Here is a 16,311-nt window from a genome sequence, read left to right on the forward strand (position 1 = left end):
ACTGTTCTCCTTACTGTACTAATTTAAATTTTGACCAGGCTTTTAATTTGGGCAGCAAGTCTAACGATTCCTCTGTCAAATGACCAACTAGGTTACATCTTTGCTTATTATTAGGAATATCTTGTAAAACAATATGCAGTTCCGCTTTGTATTGTCCAAAATTATTATTTCCAATCACAATATCACCTCTTTTTAACGGCGGACAATTTGTTGCGGCAATTGATTCTTCCCTATATTTAAAACGCGGCAAACTTGAACGCAATAAAAATGCTGAACGATCCCCACGATAACTATGTTTTTCCTCCAACACTATTTTCTTTTCAATTGGCTGAATATTATTTTCCAGTACTACTTGCAATTGAGGATGTGTGGCAAAATATACTTCCGAAACCTCTGCAAGCTCTTGTTCACTCGCATACGCATCGCCAATGATGATTGTATCAATCGCTTCATCTAATACATAATATTGAGCTTGATTTCTGATCGTCTGATTTCGGTGTTGTTCCAATGTACATAACCCGTCTTGTAAAGGCCATGGTCCTAGTATTGCATTCTTACTTGTGATAAAAGCAGCTGTTTCAAGACTATAGTTTTTAAATTGTTGACAACAGGCTTTATAGAATCCTTCATCCAACCCTGAATATTCCATTGGATAAAAATTGTGCGAACCAACTAAATTCTTCTTATTTGGTGAAAATGACATAATATTGTCAATATATTTTGTGCCAATACTCATATTTACTTCAATTTTTAAATTATATGCATTGCGCGTCATTTCTGCTTCTTCTCTTCCTGTAAACCCCATATCTAAACGAATACCATACGCCCCTAGCTCTGAGAAGAAGGACAAATCTTCATAGCTTACTCCAATTTGGCTAAAAATTTTAGGATTAATATCAACCATAACCTCCATACCTAAATTGCTAGCATATTGAACTGTTTCCTTAAAGTTATTAATTACTTGCTCTTCATCTCCTGCTAATTCCAACAAGCTAGTAAAAATCCTGCGATAACCTAACTGGTACGCCAAATCAATATATGCCTGATCCTTTTCTTGGGTTGTTTTTTCTGGATAAATTGAAATACCTAATGTCAATAGACTCCCTACTTTCTAATTATTATTATCTTACATAACAATAATCTATGAAAAAAAAACATTCTTCAAGCTCAAAAAGTGCATTGCACCATGTTATTTATGATCGTCTCGTTTTATAAATTAGATATACAATCTACTTGTAAATAATCAGAAATAAAAAATATCAACGATTCCACCGTCGCAGAAATTAGAATACTCACTGAATTCATCCTAGTCGTTATCAACATAAAGACATTCACAAGCTTACTACTGAACTATTTACCTTTGGATTTCTTCATTGCATTTCCTCCTAAAATTTGTTGTTTCACCATAAAAAAATCACCCATGAATAGATTCCCATGAGTGATTTTAGTTCCCGTTTATTTTAACGTATCATTACTTCCCAGCACTCTGACCAAATTATAATTTATATTAAAAGATAGCCTGTAAATGATAGTCAATGATAGAGAATTTTAACTTGTATGCTTCAATGATAAGAACGAGCAGCTTCGTATCTGCCAGTCCTATTTGTGTAAGAATCTCTAATGAGACGGTATGTGTCCGACGATCAGATTAGTTAACAACTCATTCCTGTATAAAGATCTTGCTCCTACGCTTCTTCGAATACTCGTCGCATGGTCGGCCCCTGTCTTATGCTTATGTAAGATCTTGCTCCTATCTACTTCGAAGGATCGTTGCCTATCCAGTTTTATCCACTCTGTAAAATGGTATTCTTATTTTTATTGAAGTAAAAATATTTATCACAAATTCCATTTTAGAGGATACATCTATCAGTTTTATCGCACTTGAAAATGACAGGGTTATCGACCTCTGTTTTGGAATAAAAAAGTCTTGGATCAAAAGATTTGAATACTACATTTATGAGTAGTGTATTTCTACAGAATGATAGGGAGCTGGTTTAGGAAGTACCTTTTTGAATGCTGGTGAAAAGCTTCTTGGAATATGTAGTCTGATATTGAATACAAAAAAAGTCCCTGCCAAGCCTTCTATCTTAAAAATGATTTCAAGAAGCTCTCAAGTTTAACGGATATGATTCATTCCCCAGAAGCTAATATTTTAATAAATCACTTGAGGAAATAGGAGTTTATTATCAATATTCAACGAATAACTGATAGAAGCTTCCCACATTTAACAAAATAATAACGATGATTTTGAAATTCATCGTTGATTTGTTTCCTTTTTTACTTTTAGGGGAGGAATCACTGTATTGGGAAATAGTCTAGTAATGAACCTTGCTCGAATGTTTATCCATGACGCTCATTTTTCCAGTTACTTTATAAACAACTCATTCTATTATTTAAATCAAGCTTAAAATAAAATCACATTCTAACATCTTCGACCTTTCTCCGCCAATTTTCTGATACTTTTGAGCTGACGTGGTAAAATGAAGACACAAGATATGTATAGGAGGAATTTATCATGGAAGAAACAATCTTTTTTAATTTGGGAAACGCTATCGCTTCAAGCAAAGATGAAAAGGAACTAATTAGAACGGCACAGATTGAACATGATAATCGAAAAATGAAAGGTCGTCTTGTTATTGTTGAAGATCCTGAGAACGGTGAACAGCTGCTCTTTGATTTTTCTGATGCAGAAAATAATCCGGATAGTGGAAAAAAATTTATTATTAAACAATCACTGGAAAACGAAAAGCAATAACAGACTTATCCCCATAACCAGGTACATAAAAGAAAAGGCGGTCCTGCTATGAATGTGGAGTATCTGAAAAAAGCTTGCTCTCACTTTCCTGTCTGTCCTTCTCAAGCACTCTTCTTATTCACACGCCAATTTATCAAACCACGAAGAGGCTGTTTCTGCCAAGACTTCATTCAGCTCTTCAATATTTTGCCGACCTTCCTTTTTCAACCATGCAATTGTCTCTGCTTCATCGGCTGTTGCAAACTGCTCCACACCTTTTGCCCAGGTTGCCCGACCGCAAAGAACTCCATTAAACATTGAACCAGCTTCTTTTGCAAAGCGCAGAGTTTCCTGGAATAGCTGTGAGCTGACCCCGGCACTTAGAAAAATAAACGGCAGGTCTGTTGCTTTGCTTTGTTCTTTAAAGTATCCCATTGCTTCTTCTTTTGTGTAACAGCTTTCTGTTCCATAACCTTCCACAAAATTCATATTCACAGGGACCTCCACTTTCAAAACATCCACATTATAGCGTGGATCAGAAAATTCTTTCATCATTTGAATAACCTTCTTAGGCTTAACCTTTGCGTATGTCAAACTGCTGCTGTCTGAAATTGTCGAATCATACGAAACTAACTCCAGGAAAAACGGTAGCCCTTCCGCAACACATTCTGAGCCAATCCGCTCCATGTACGCATGCTTTTGTTTATTAATTTCTTCTGGTTCATCAATGTCATAATACAGTAAGAACTTGCAGGCATCCGCTCCGGCTTCCTTCATTCGTTTCACAGACCAGACATTCAGACTGTCAGGTAAACGTCCCGGAACAGTCGTATCATAGCCGGTTTTCTCATAGGCCAGCAGCAAGCCGCTGTTTTCAGCACGAGCCTGTGCTGCCGGCAAGCCGTATTCAGGATCTAAAAGTATAGATGTTGCAAATGGTGTCAGTTCTTTTGAGACTAATTCTTTAAACACTTCAATATCCTGCCGGCCTGCTTCTTTTCCCAGTGCCTGAAACATTTTCTTCAATGCACCGCGCTGATCAATTGCCAACGCGCCAATAACACCCTGACCATTTCCTGTGTTCTTTAATTTTTCATATTTTTCCTGACTAATTGTTCTCATGCTCTACTCTCCATCCAAATAATTCGTTAATAGTTCGTTTAAGTCTTCCGGCGTTTTTGCAGCTTTAAAGGCTTCTTTAAACTCCTGCTTCATCAGCATCCGTGCAATTTTTGATAATAACTGCAAGTGAGTGGTGCCCGCTTCTCCATCAGGAATAAACAGTGCAATCGCATAAAATATCAGCTCTCCATCCAAACTATCCCAATAGATTCCTTCTGTAAAGGTTGTAATTATGACACTCGGCTTTGTAATTGCTGCACTTTTTGCATGAGGAATAGCAAAACCGTCCATCATTCCGGTTGTTCCCTCTGACTCCCTTATCTTTAATGCTTCCAGAACAGCGGCTGAAGAATCGGTAATCGCCAATTCTTCTGTTTTATCCGCTAAAAATTGAAAGACTTCTTCTTGATCTGCAAACGTTCTTTCCAAGAATATATGATCTTTACTAATCATTGCTTATTTCGCCCCCTAGGCTGCTGCTTTTTCAACTCTGCGTTTTTGAATCATTCCTAAAATGACTCCGCCGACAATCGAACCAATCAAGATAGCCACTACCCATAGCAGTCCATGAGTAACTACCGGCAGAACAAGAAATCCGCCATGCGGTGCAGGAACCTGTACTTTGAACATATAGGTCAGCACCGCTGCAATCGAAGAACCCAGCATCATTGTAGGTAAAACACGCAGAGGATCTTTTGCAGCAAAAGGAATCGCTCCTTCTGTGATATGTGTGCTTCCCAGAATAATATTTACCAGTCCGGCATTGCGGTCACTGCTGTCAAAGTACTTTCTAAACAGAATCACAGCAACACCCGTAATCAGCGGTGGTGCAATACACGCAGCTGATACCCCTGCCATAAATGTGGTATTTCCTTCTGCCAGCAGGGCTGTTCCTGTCACATAAGCTGCTTTATTTACTGGACCACCCATATCAAAGGCACTCATACAGCCGACAATAATACCTAGAATCAGCGGGTTTGAATCTTGGAAGCCTGACAGAAAATCCATCATTGCCTGGTTGACTGCCGACATCGGTTCAGAAACCAGCGTCATAATTATCCCGGTGATAAATACGCCCAAAACCGGATATAAGAAAATTGCTTTTAGTCCATCCAGTGATTTTGGCAATGAGCTGAATAATTTCATCAGTCCTAATACAATATATCCTGCTAGAAATCCAGAGATGATTCCACCCAGAAATCCGGTTCCGCCATTTGATGCAACTAAACCGCCGACAAAACCAACAACCAGTCCGGGTCTCTTAGCAATCCCTTCAGCAATAAAGGCAGACAAAATCGGAACCATCATCCCCATTGCCAGGCCACCGACATTCATCAGCTGAGCAGCAAATTCATTGTACTGGTCACTACTTGGATCAGCTGAGTAAATCCCAAACAAGAAAGAAATGGCTACAAGCACACCGCCGCTGACAACAAACGGCAGCATATGTGAAACTCCGTTCATCAGATTTTTGTAAATATTGTGCCCAATCCCGCTGGATGTTTTCTCATTACCTGTTGCCGCCTCAACATTCTCACCTTTTCGAATAGAGCCTTCTCCTGCCAAAGCATCTTTAATGAGCTGATCTGCATCTTTAATTCCTTTACTTACAGAGACTTCGATGACACGTTTTCCTGCAAAGCGCTCTGCCTGTACATCTTTATCTGCTGCAATAATTACTGCATCTGCATCGGCAATTTCCTTATTTGTCAGTGTATTTTCAATTCCCACCTGTCCATGTGTTTCCACTTTAATTGAAACACCGTGATTTTTTGCCGCCTGTTCCAAAGCCTCCTGTGCCATATACGTGTGCGCAATTCCCGTCGGACATCCTGTTGCAGCAATAATTTGGTACTTCGTCATGTTGTTTCCTCCTTATAATCGTTGAATATCTATTTGCCGACTTAGTTCTTCTACATCTGAAAAATCTGTTAGTCCTTTGCGAAAAGCAGTAGAGCTTGCCGCAGCCAAACTGTACTTCAAATTATCTTCCGATTGTTTCCCCTGCAATTGATTGCCAACAAAACTGCCCAGCAAAGTATCCCCGGCACAAGCTGTATTTACAACCTCTCCTTTTGGAGCATTTCCATATAGTACACTATCAGCTGTAATGTACAAGCCGCCTTCTCCTCCCAGCGAAACCAGCACATGCTCAGCACCCTGTCTGACTAACTCCTGTCCGTACACAATACATTCCTGAACAGAAAGTGCCTCTTTACCAAACCATTCTGCCAGCTCATCCTCATTCGGCTTCAACAAAAATGGTTTGTATTTCAAACAATCCAGCACTTCCTTGTAGCTTGTGTCAAGAATCAAATGAACTTGATTCCGTTCAGCAATTTCACTGATTTGTTCAAAAATCTGCGGTGTCACTCCTTGAGGCAAGCTGCCGGAAATACATAAATAACTGCCCTCGGGGATATCGCTGATTTGTTGCAGTAATTGGCTGATTTGGTCCTGAGAAATAACCGGACCTTTATTCACCAGTTTATACTCGCTTTTCGGGTGATTTACTTGAGTAAATACGTTGATACGTGTCATTCCATTTACATGAATAAAGTCTGTCTGAATCTTTTTATCCACTAAAAATTCGTCAATATAACTGCCGGTAAAGCCTCCGCTAAATCCAAGTGCTGTACTCGTTACTCCTAACTGTTTCAAAATCAAAGAAACATTTACGCCCTTACCATTTGCCTGTATGTCATCATCAATACTGCGATTTACAGTATTCGGCTTTAATTCATCTGTTTCAATAAAAAGATCAATTGCAAGATTCATCGTGCAGGTGTAAATTGCTGCCATTCCATCACCTACCTCCTATTCTTTTTCTGTCTTTATTATGCAACAGAAATTCCTGTAAATGTTTTCTAAAGAAAGACCTGACGGTGAAAACTTTTACAAAATAAAAAAAGAAGGTACAATACCTGTGTAAAGAAACCAGCTGCTCCTTGATTTACGATGCATAAAGATCTGAATAGCGAACAAAAGAAAATAAATACTCACCGCAGATATAAAATGACCTGCAGCAAAGTTGTCCTAAATTTATTTTTATTTAAAGGAGCTGAATCCCATGAGCAGTCAGTTAAGTGAAGCAGAGAAATATCTCTGGCAGTTTATTCAGGAAAATATTGAAGAAATCCCGCACTATTCCATTGTTAAATTGAGCGAAGAAGCGAATGTTTCAACTGCAACAATTGTCAGAACCATGAAGAAAAAAGGCTATGAAGGGTTTACCTCTTTCAAACATTCTCTAAAGGATCAAACCAATACAACCATCAACTTTTCCGTAGTTGAAAAGGTTGACAATGAAATCAAAAAAGCAATTTTGAAAAATGAACAAGAGGTGATTCGCTCCATTAATATGATTGACAGCGGTGTTATCGAGGATGCTGTACAGAAGATATATTCAGCCAAACGCATTGTGATTTTTGCCAGAGGCTTTTCTGAATTGATTGCAGAAGAGATGATGGTGAAGTTTCAATTGGCTGGAAAATACTCACAAATGCACACAGATCCAAACATCATAAAAAGCATCAGCAAAACTCTGACTCACGATGATTTTGCCATTTTTGTTTCACTAAACGGCGAAACCGCTGAGCTGGTGGTTGCTGCTCAAAACTGCTATGACAAAGAAATCAGTACTCTGACCATTTCCGCCAACCGTACCAGCACACTGGTTGATCTTTCGGAGCTCGCATTCATCGGCTTTAAATCAGAGGGTTCTTACTTTCCTGATTATGAAGTTCGTTCCCGGCTGCCTTTGTCTGTCATTGCCCGAATTTTACTGGATGCCTATGCCATTCGCAGTCATAATCGGTCAATGGATTAAATAGAAAAGCAAATTAGACTACGCAGCAGCACCTCCTGGCTTAGAGGTGTTCTGCCTAGTCCTTTTTTATGCTTCCTAACTGCATCTTTTCTTTCGATCAAATGAGTAGAGAGAATTCCATGAATACGCAGACACGCTCACTTATACTGTTCCCAATTTATTCTTTGTCCTAACAACCAGCTAATAATTTCCAATGAGCTTCCAGCAGCTAAATCAGCCAGTAACAGCCTCTTATTCTCATCTTCTTCGATCTTTTATATGATAAAGAAAATGGAGAATGAGGTAATCCATTGAAAATATGGATGAGACCGGACAGATTGATGAAGGTCACATTGAGATGGAGATCAGATTTTCCCTTGATCGGCTGATTCCTGAACACAGATAAATTTCTTCCTATATTCTTCCTTCCTATAAAGCTCTATCTACACTTTACGAAGGAACCTACGATGGACTGACAACACCCTTTTTGAAAATATTTGAAGAAAATAGACAGTTTGGCAGGAAATTCTTGAGCTGTAGTTATGAATATATCTCAGTGATGAAGAAATTAACTTATCAAGACAGGAAACCATCATTGAAATACCTTACTGATAGCAAAAAGAGCCGATGAGTGAACATCTGTGTAACTTGATTCACTCATCAACTCTTTCCTATTTATATTTTCGATTTATAGAAGAGCTCGTAGTTCTTCTCTTCCCAACAGGCTTGATTGTCTCACTCATTATTCGAATTTTCTGTCTATTTTTGCCATTTCATATGATATTCCCATTCACCTGTAGCTTTATCCACTTCCTCAGAAGCTACAAAGAAATTTTCACGTTTATAAAATGCAACAGCCTTTGTATTTTTGGAATAGACTGCTAATTCCAGTTGCTGGTACTCGCGCTTGATTTCTTCCAGCAGCGATTTGCCGATTCCCTGCCCTCGATAGTCGGGGCATACAAAAATACCAGCAATATAGTCACCCTGCAGCCCTGCAAATGCAACAATCTGATCTTGTATTCTATAAACATAGATTCCTGCTTCTTCCAGTTGCGACTTTACCATTTCCAAATTAGACTGCCAGTAAGCTTCTGGAATAAAAGGATGCGCTTCCAAGTTTACTGATAACCATATAGCTGACAGCTCTTTCAATTCCTCTTTCGAAGGCTTGACCAATTCCTCAATCATATGTGTACTCCTTATTCATTTTTTATTCGTATCCCGCCGATTGTCTCAGGCTTGAACATAACAAACCTGCTGCTTCACACCATCTCTTATTGCCTTATTTCACCTATTTTAACAAAGTTTATGGAATAACAACAGTTTCACTTTGTTTTGTGCTGATTTAATCATGCTGTACGAATTTAAAGAGGTAGTAATAAAAGAAAATTGAAAAAACAGGCAAAGCCTATATAAAATTACTTACATAGCGCTGTCCCTACGATTCTAACGATTCTCAAGACAAAATATTACACCATATCCGTTTTTCTGCATCTACAGTTCCTGCACAGCTCCAATCCTCGAAATACACATTTATTCGGTTTTTAGGGGATATGACATAATTTGGTCTCCCTCTTTTGCTGCTCAGCGATTCTCTCATTTTATTTCTATCGTATCACCGATTGCAAGCTTCGGAAAATTCCCCGGGCTGACAATAATGGCCCCCGGTAATACTTCATTAACGCCTTCTCTAAAGTAGATAGACACATGTCCCAATTCATTAAAATTGTCATTAGCTGCCGATCCTACCTCAATGATTTCGTATTGCTGTGTGCCAAAGCGCACTTTCTTACCTATTTCAAGAACATTTTTTTCTTCTTCAGAAGCTTCATGGATGATACAAATAGAGCGTAATTCTGAAGTGGCTTGTGGTCCAAACAAGATCACCAGTTGTTCTTCTTCAAACGCGGAAACCAGCTCCCCTATTTCAGTTATTGTTGTCTTATACATAATTTTCCCTCCCGATTCTCAACATTTCAGTTTAGTCTGCACTAAGCATTTAATCTATTATAACAAAAATAAACGCCATTAAGAATTCGCTTACAAAAACTTCAAGAAACTTTTTATCTGTTCAACAACTCTAACTATAGCATTCTAAAAAAGTGATGAATCACACATTTCGTCTGATTCTGTTGTCAGAAAACTAGACTACATTAAAAAAAGGAAAAAAACTAATTTATTTTCAAAAAAAGGATAGACTTTTTCAGAAAAATGAGTATCATAGTCTAAAGTAAAAACTATTGATCTGAAAAGAAGGAGAACCATGAGAGAATTAACAGAAGACAAACCACTAAAACTGATTTTTCTATTTACTATCCCATTACTGATAGGAAATATTTTCCAGCAGTTTTATAGTATGGCAGATATGATTATTGTTGGTCAGACACTTGGAAAAAATGCATTAGCCGCAGTTGGTGCTACAGGCAGTATTATCTTTTTAATTATCGGTTTCGCTCAAGGACTCACTTCCGGTCTATCCATTATTACTGCTCAGCGTTTCGGAGCCAGAGATTATCGGGGAGTTAAAAAAAGCTTTGCTGCAAGTATTTTCATCAGTTTTGTTGTAACCGTTATTTTAACCATTATAAGTTTGCTCTTTATTCGACCTTTATTGTTGGTAATGCAGACGCCAGCAGAAATTATGGCTGATGCTCAAACTTTTATTTCAATTATTTTAATTGGGATTTTTTCTGCAATGGCATTTAATTTATTATCCAATGTCATTCGAGCATTAGGTGACAGCCGTACACCTCTAATCTTTCTTGTTGTTGCCAGTGTTGTCAATGTTGTTCTTGATCTGGTTCTCATCATCAATTTTAACATGGGTGTTGCGGGAGCCGGGGTGGCAACAGTAATCGCACAGATGGTTGCCAGCCTTCTCTGCCTGATTTATATCCAAAAAAGAATACCTAATCTTCAAGTACGCAAAAAAGATTTTTCTTTCGAAAAAAAAGAGATTCGCGAGCATTTAAATGCAGCGTTGCCCATGGCCTTTCAAACATCCATTATTGCGATCGGCGCGATTGTTCTGCAGGGTGCCATAAATAGTCTGGGAACAGATGTCGTGGCTGCTCAGGCAGCAGCCGGAAAAATTGATCAGTTTGCTATTCAGCCGATGATGTCATTTGGTATTACAATGGCTACCTTCACTGCTCAAAATTATGGAGCAAAAAAATATGGACGTATTTTAGAGGGCGCTAAAAGTGCGTTGCTGCTCAGTTTGGGGTTCAGTCTTGCCGCAGGAGCAATCGTTATTCTGTTTGGCAGACAGCTGGTGACTCTATTCGTAAGCGCCGGCGAGACAGAGGTGATCCGCCTGTCTCAAATTTACTTTAACATTAACGGAAGTCTTTACTGGGTACTGGCTATCCTGTTGATTGTACGTTATACATTACAGGGCCTCGGGAAATCAGTAATTCCAACAATTGCCGGGATTATGGAACTGGTCATGCGCTCATTCGCCGCAATTGTATTAACTGCTTCCTTCGGCTTCATAGGTGCTGTTTCAGCTGCGCCGCTGGCTTGGATCGGTTCAACTGTAGTTTTGATCTATTCCTTTACCGGCGCAGTCAAAAAGCTAAAACATTTGGAAACACACGAAGAACAGAGGACTCTTTCTCTTGAAAACAGATACATTGAGGTGGGGACAAACACTCATGAAGGCTGTCATCCTCACCAAACAGAATGAAAATAAAAGAGTATCAGCCGCAATTGCATAACGGCCGATACTTTTTTACGTAAAAACCCCGCTCTTCTTTTCCTGTTTGTAAGAAGAGCGGGGTTCACTTTATTATTCAGTTCTTAATGCTTCTACCGGATCTTTCTTTGCCGCCCATTTCGCAGGCAGTGCGCCGCCCAATAGCGTCAGTACAACACTGATCGTAATCAGAGCCAATGCGTGAATCGGATTCAACTGTGCTACATTGCTTAAGCCGGTCATATCTTTCAAAATGATATTTGTTGGAAGCGTCAACAGGTAGGCAATCCCAATTCCCAGAAGTCCTGAACACATACCAATAATCAGCGTTTCAGCATTAAACACGCGAGTGATATCCTTCTTACGGGCACCCAATGCACGCAAAACACCAATTTCTTTTGTTCTTTCCAACACAGAAATATATGTGATAATTCCTACCATAATTAGAGAAACCACTAGTGAAATTGATGCAAAAGCAACCAGAACAATGGTAATACCGTCCATAATCCCACCTGTCATATCTGTCATAGTTTGAGCTAGATCAGTATAAACAATTTTATCAGCTGTTTCTTTTCCATCGTTGTATTCATCTAAATACGTAACAATCTTCTCCTTCGATTCAAAGCTTGTCGGATAGATAAAAATCATTTGAGGCATACTGTCTCCGCCAATATAAGAAAGAACAGATTGTTTTGTAGTATCATCCAGTTTTTCCATCGTCATCACATTCACATCAGAATCTTTTTGTGCTTTGACAATGTCAGAACCCTGTTCCAGATCAATAATTTCCTCTACCAGCTTGTCACTGTATGCAATCCCGCTGCTTAGAGTAGCCACTTGAGTGTCTTCCTTTTGACGAATAATTCCGCTGATTTTCAATGTTCTCGCTGCTTTGCCGATCATTTCATCGTAGTCATTATTAGGAACAAAATTCCCAAATTCTGTTTCTGAATAGTAATCATCATTGCCAATTATTTTTAATTCTGTTCCGACAATTTCATCAAAGTCTATACCATCTTTGTCAGCAATATCAAAACCAAGATTTTTCAAAATGCTTTGATCGACACGATTCTTATTATCGATTACCAGTACAAGTTCGTCTGTACTTTCAGGATAACTTCCAGATAAAACATCATAATTCTTTTTCAAGTATTCATTGATTGACCCGCTTGTTGAAACAGGATAAGAAGACAGCCCGGCATTGCTCATACTTGAGAGCCCTCCTGCCATCGCTCCGCTGCTGCTGGAAGAATCTGCATTAAAGTTAACCAGCTGGACTTTGCCGTCAACATCTCTTAACAGGTTCATTCCGACAACTCTGGTATAGCCGATACCGCTTGCCAGATCTTTATCAATTTTATTCAAATAATCAATATAGTCCTGAGTAATATTATTCGTATGGCGAATATTTGATTCCTCTGGATTATAGAGCACTACTTCATCCGTGTCAGCATATTCTTTGCTGCGGGTCGGAGAATTGCTCCGCATCTCCTTTAACGCTTCTTCATCCATATTCATCGCTTGTTTGGATACAATGATAGGATATTCCGACAATGCATCGTTCTGGAATAAGTCAATTTGCTTTTGGAATCCATTCGACAGACTCAAAATTAAAGCAATCCCAATAATCCCGATACTTGCAGCAAATGCTGTCAGTCCTGTCCGCCATTTTTTTGTTGCGATATTCTTGCCGGAAAGCTTCAGTGCAGTCCAGTAGCTCATACTGGTCTTTTTCAGCTGATAATTGTGATCTTCTTCATACTCCTCATAGGGATTAGAATCATTGACCACATGCCCGTCACGGAAATTAATAATCCGATCTGCATATTCCTCAGCCAATTCCGGATTATGAGTCACCATAATAACCAGCTTATCATCCGCAATTTCTTTCACCAAATCCATAATTTGAGTACTTGTCTCTGTATCCAGAGCCCCTGTTGGTTCATCCGCCAAAATAATATCAGGATCATTGGCTAATGCTCTGGCAATTGCCACACGCTGCATCTGACCTCCGGATAACTGATTCGGTTTTTTATGCGTATGCTCTTTCAAGCCTACCTTTTCCAGAACTTCCAAGGCACGCTTTTTCTTTTCAGAAGCAGAAACCCCACTCAACGTCATCCCCATTTCCACATTATCCAAAATACTTAAATGTGTAATCAGATTATAGCTTTGAAAAATGAAACCGACACTGTTATTACGGTAGGCATCCCACTCCCCCTGCTTAAAGTTTTTGGTAGATTTCCCATTAATGATTAAATCTCCGCTGTCATATTGATCCAGCCCGCCAATAATATTCAGTAAAGTTGTTTTACCTGATCCGCTCTGACCAAGGATGGCAACAAATTCATTTTCACGGAAATTAATATTGACACCATTCAGCGCTACTTGGGTGAACTCACCTGTTGTATAACTCTTTTTTATATCTTTTACCTGAAGCATCTTTTTCTCCCCTTCTTCATTTAACCAAACAGTATCATTAAAAATAAAATCAATTTGGTTCATTTAATTATTCATTGTCAGATTATCACTCGAATATGTACTGAATATGAACGAAATGATAACAAAATACAGAAAACGATTTCAGTTATTTTTCTTATACATTTCTTAAGAATTAATCGGGATTTTTGGCAGTTATAACGTTTCTACTACACTAAACGGTTCATTAACAGGCTAGTTATCAAGAATTGTTTGTGGTCGCAATAACAGGCTGCTTCTTGATACAAACAGATAAATGAAAAGACAGCTATCAATGCTTTCAACCGATCAACAGTTTCTGCCGGAGAGTCGCTGCGATTTAGTAAAGAGAACCTGTTTTTATAATTTTGACAACTCCATTCACATTCTCTTCAACAGGTTTTTAGTTTATAATATAGTGAATAAAAGAATGGAGGAAAGACATGATTACGGTTCTTGTTGCAGAAGATGATAAAAATATTCGAGCATTAATGGCTGCAGTATTAAAACAGGATGGCTATCAGGTGTTGGAAGCAGGAAATGGAAAAGAAGCTCTGATTCTATTGGAAGAACAGCTGATCGATCTGCTTGTTGTTGATATTATGATGCCTGAGCTGGATGGCTATCAGGTCGTTTCAGCCATTCGAAAAGAAAATACTCGGCTGCCGATCATCATGGTTACTGCAAAAGAAGCTGCAGAGGATAAAAAATATGGTTTTCTCACCGGTGTTGACGACTATCTGGTTAAGCCCATTGATTTTGATGAATTCCTGCTTAGAATTAAAGCACTTCTTCGCAGAGCCCAGATTAATTTGGAAGGCCGCCTGACAGTCGGACATACATTGCTGGATCTCAACAGTTTCTGTGTTTATCAGGGAGCAGAGTGTACAGAGCTTCCCAAAAAAGAATTTTTACTTTTGTATAAGCTGCTTTCTTTTCAAAATAAAATTTTTACACGTGATCAGCTTTTGGATGACATTTGGGGTATCGATTCACTCACAGATGAACGGACTGTAGATGTACATATTAAACGTCTAAGAGAAAAATTTTCCGGCTCTAAAGATTTTTCCATTACGACGATTCGAGGTCTCGGATATAAAGGAGTTGCCAATGAGACAAGATAGACGGTCCATCTATGTTCATTTTTCACTAATTATCGCTTGTATTTTACTGGTTTCATCGATCATATCAGGAATCCTTTTATTTTTTCTTTTAAAACTGGGACTGATCAGTACCTTATTCGGTTATCCGCTGATTCGACTGATTATTACACTGCTTTCCTGCACAGTCGTTGGAACGATTATCGCAGCAGGTTTCAGTAAACGAATTTTACGCCCTTTAAATCAGGTGGTTGAAGGGACACGGGAAATCGCGGGCGGCAACTTTGATGTACAAATTGAGTCAACTAAAATGAATAACGATCTGGAAGATCTGATACAAAACTTCAATTTGATGGCCCGTGAACTAAAAAATGTAGAGCTGGTCCATAAAGATTTTATTAATGACTTTTCCCATGAAATGAAAACACCGCTGGTTTCAATCAACGGGTTTGCCAAACAGCTGCAGAATCCGGATATATCAGAAGTTGACAGAGTCCGATATTTAAAGATCATTACAGAGGAAACTGAGAGACTCAGTTCCCTTTCTTCAAATATTCTTTTACTTTCAAAGGTGGAGAATCAGGAAAGCATCACGTTAAAAAGGACACCCTACTCCTTAGACGAACAGCTTCGTCAGGCTCTGATCTTACTGCAAAAGGACTGGGAAACAAAAGACCTTGCAATTAATCTGACCCTGCAGCCGGTTACTGTTACTGCTGATTCAGATTTGCTTATGCAGGTCTGGCTGAATATTTTGGGAAATGCGATAAATTTTACAGATATTGGAGATACCATAGAAATAAACTGTTATACGTTGGGCAAAGAAGTCAAAGTGACTATTAAAGATACCGGTGCTGGTATGTCAGACAAGGTACGTCGACATATTTTCAATAAATTTTACCAGGGAGACAGTTCTCATCAATCCCAGGGAAACGGACTGGGACTGCCCATCGCAAAAAGAATCGTGACTTTACATAATGGAAAAATTATTGTTAAATCCAAAATAAGCGAAGGCTCTACGTTTATAATTATCCTGCCGCAATAGCTGAGCAGTCAATTGCAGCAGTCATAGAGATCAAACAGTTTATTACTATGAATATAAAAACGATTTATTTTTATACGCAGGTTCTATGACCTAATGATTTCGCAGAAGCAAATGTCTTCATGCGACGAGTAACCGCAGAAGCAGAGGTCTTCATGCGACGAGTAACCGCAGGAGCAGATAAGCAGAACGATCTAGTTTGTCCCTCAAGATCAACTTAGAGAAGAACCTCAATAAGCGATCGATCTACAAGCTCTTCTGTCCTCTTTAGTATGACAGGGAAATAGCGTGTGGGTCGATCGTTTTTTCTTTTCATTCTGTTTGGTGTGGGCGATAGCCCTCATGAGT

At 38.8% G+C, this 16,311-nt stretch carries 13 protein-coding genes; 5 read left to right on the top strand and 8 right to left on the bottom strand.

Annotated features, from left to right (window positions below; translation table 11 throughout):
- Positions 1–10: 10 nt before the first annotated feature.
- A complete protein-coding gene (locus IW492_RS11510) occupies positions 11–1,096 on the bottom strand; it encodes a DUF871 domain-containing protein (protein WP_202067778.1) in 1,086 nt (361 codons plus the stop codon).
- A gap of 1,419 nt (positions 1,097–2,515) precedes the next feature.
- On the opposite strand from IW492_RS11510, the gene IW492_RS11515 reads away from it, so the two are divergent.
- A complete protein-coding gene (locus IW492_RS11515) occupies positions 2,516–2,755 on the top strand; it encodes a hypothetical protein (RefSeq protein ID WP_202067779.1) in 240 nt (79 codons plus the stop codon).
- Between the two features lie 114 nt (positions 2,756–2,869).
- On the opposite strand, the gene lacD is transcribed toward IW492_RS11515, so the two are convergent.
- The 4 genes from lacD to pfkB are packed head-to-tail and all read right to left on the bottom strand — an operon-like array spanning position 2,870 to position 6,658.
- Complete coding sequence (lacD, locus tag IW492_RS11520) at positions 2,870–3,856, bottom strand: tagatose-bisphosphate aldolase (protein ID WP_202067780.1); 987 nt, start codon at positions 3,854–3,856, stop codon at positions 2,870–2,872.
- A 3-nt stretch (positions 3,857–3,859) separates the two neighbouring features.
- Positions 3,860–4,309 (bottom strand): fructose PTS transporter subunit IIA, encoded by a 450-nt coding sequence (locus IW492_RS11525; protein WP_202067781.1) that lies wholly within the window; start codon positions 4,307–4,309, stop codon positions 3,860–3,862.
- Between the two features lie 15 nt (positions 4,310–4,324).
- The gene (locus IW492_RS11530) at positions 4,325–5,719 is read right to left on the bottom strand and encodes a PTS fructose transporter subunit IIC (protein WP_202067782.1); all 1,395 of its coding nucleotides are present in this window, start codon (positions 5,717–5,719) and stop codon (positions 4,325–4,327) included.
- 12 nt (positions 5,720–5,731) lie between these two features.
- On the bottom strand, positions 5,732–6,658 hold the full coding sequence (pfkB, locus tag IW492_RS11535; protein WP_202067783.1) for a 1-phosphofructokinase: 927 nt from the start codon (positions 6,656–6,658) through the stop codon (positions 5,732–5,734).
- 259 nt (positions 6,659–6,917) lie between these two features.
- Here pfkB and IW492_RS11540 point away from each other — a divergent pair, with 259 nt between their 5' ends.
- Positions 6,918–7,685, top strand: coding sequence for a MurR/RpiR family transcriptional regulator (locus IW492_RS11540; RefSeq protein ID WP_269160935.1), 768 nt, complete (start codon positions 6,918–6,920; stop codon positions 7,683–7,685).
- A 738-nt stretch (positions 7,686–8,423) separates the two neighbouring features.
- On the opposite strand, the gene IW492_RS11545 is transcribed toward IW492_RS11540, so the two are convergent.
- Positions 8,424–8,855 (bottom strand): GNAT family N-acetyltransferase, encoded by a 432-nt coding sequence (locus tag IW492_RS11545; protein ID WP_202067785.1) that lies wholly within the window; start codon positions 8,853–8,855, stop codon positions 8,424–8,426.
- Between the two features lie 408 nt (positions 8,856–9,263).
- Positions 9,264–9,617 (bottom strand): PTS glucitol/sorbitol transporter subunit IIA, encoded by a 354-nt coding sequence (locus IW492_RS11550; protein ID WP_202067786.1) that lies wholly within the window; start codon positions 9,615–9,617, stop codon positions 9,264–9,266.
- 313 nt (positions 9,618–9,930) lie between these two features.
- On the opposite strand from IW492_RS11550, the gene IW492_RS11555 reads away from it, so the two are divergent.
- Positions 9,931–11,355, top strand: coding sequence for an MATE family efflux transporter (locus IW492_RS11555; RefSeq protein ID WP_202067787.1), 1,425 nt, complete (start codon positions 9,931–9,933; stop codon positions 11,353–11,355).
- 102 nt (positions 11,356–11,457) lie between these two features.
- Here the strand turns inward: IW492_RS11555 and IW492_RS11560 are convergent, their stop codons facing one another.
- Complete coding sequence (locus IW492_RS11560; RefSeq protein ID WP_202067851.1) at positions 11,458–13,806, bottom strand: ABC transporter ATP-binding protein/permease; 2,349 nt, start codon at positions 13,804–13,806, stop codon at positions 11,458–11,460.
- Between the two features lie 458 nt (positions 13,807–14,264).
- On the opposite strand from IW492_RS11560, the gene IW492_RS11565 reads away from it, so the two are divergent.
- Both IW492_RS11565 and IW492_RS11570 read left to right on the top strand, forming a co-directional pair.
- Entirely contained in the window at positions 14,265–14,945 is a 681-nt protein-coding gene (locus IW492_RS11565) for a response regulator transcription factor (protein ID WP_202067788.1), read from the top strand.
- Positions 14,932–15,966, top strand: coding sequence for a HAMP domain-containing sensor histidine kinase (locus tag IW492_RS11570; protein ID WP_202067789.1), 1,035 nt, complete (start codon positions 14,932–14,934; stop codon positions 15,964–15,966). Before IW492_RS11565 ends, IW492_RS11570 begins: the two co-directional genes overlap by 14 nt.
- Positions 15,967–16,311: the final 345 nt, after the last annotated feature.

The sequence above is a fragment of the Enterococcus sp. BWB1-3 genome (assembly GCF_016745275.1).
In the GTDB taxonomy this organism is placed as follows: Bacteria; Bacillota; Bacilli; order Lactobacillales; family Enterococcaceae; genus Enterococcus_L.

Bases quoted from the DNA above. Each gene is read 5' to 3' on its own strand.
- IW492_RS11555 (WP_202067787.1), top strand. From the start codon at position 9,931: ATGAGAGAATTAACAGAAGACAAACCACTAAAACTGATTTTTCTATTT.
- IW492_RS11565 (WP_202067788.1), top strand. From the start codon at position 14,265: ATGATTACGGTTCTTGTTGCAGAAGATGATAAAAATATTCGAGCATTA.
- pfkB (WP_202067783.1), bottom strand. From the start codon at position 6,658: ATGGCAGCAATTTACACCTGCACGATGAATCTTGCAATTGATCTTTTT.
- IW492_RS11570 (WP_202067789.1), top strand. From the start codon at position 14,932: ATGAGACAAGATAGACGGTCCATCTATGTTCATTTTTCACTAATTATC.
- lacD (WP_202067780.1), bottom strand. From the start codon at position 3,856: ATGAGAACAATTAGTCAGGAAAAATATGAAAAATTAAAGAACACAGGA.
- IW492_RS11545 (WP_202067785.1), bottom strand. From the start codon at position 8,855: ATGATTGAGGAATTGGTCAAGCCTTCGAAAGAGGAATTGAAAGAGCTG.
- IW492_RS11515 (WP_202067779.1), top strand. From the start codon at position 2,516: ATGGAAGAAACAATCTTTTTTAATTTGGGAAACGCTATCGCTTCAAGC.
- IW492_RS11530 (WP_202067782.1), bottom strand. From the start codon at position 5,719: ATGACGAAGTACCAAATTATTGCTGCAACAGGATGTCCGACGGGAATT.
- IW492_RS11525 (WP_202067781.1), bottom strand. From the start codon at position 4,309: ATGATTAGTAAAGATCATATATTCTTGGAAAGAACGTTTGCAGATCAA.
- IW492_RS11550 (WP_202067786.1), bottom strand. From the start codon at position 9,617: ATGTATAAGACAACAATAACTGAAATAGGGGAGCTGGTTTCCGCGTTT.
- IW492_RS11560 (WP_202067851.1), bottom strand. From the start codon at position 13,806: ATGCTTCAGGTAAAAGATATAAAAAAGAGTTATACAACAGGTGAGTTC.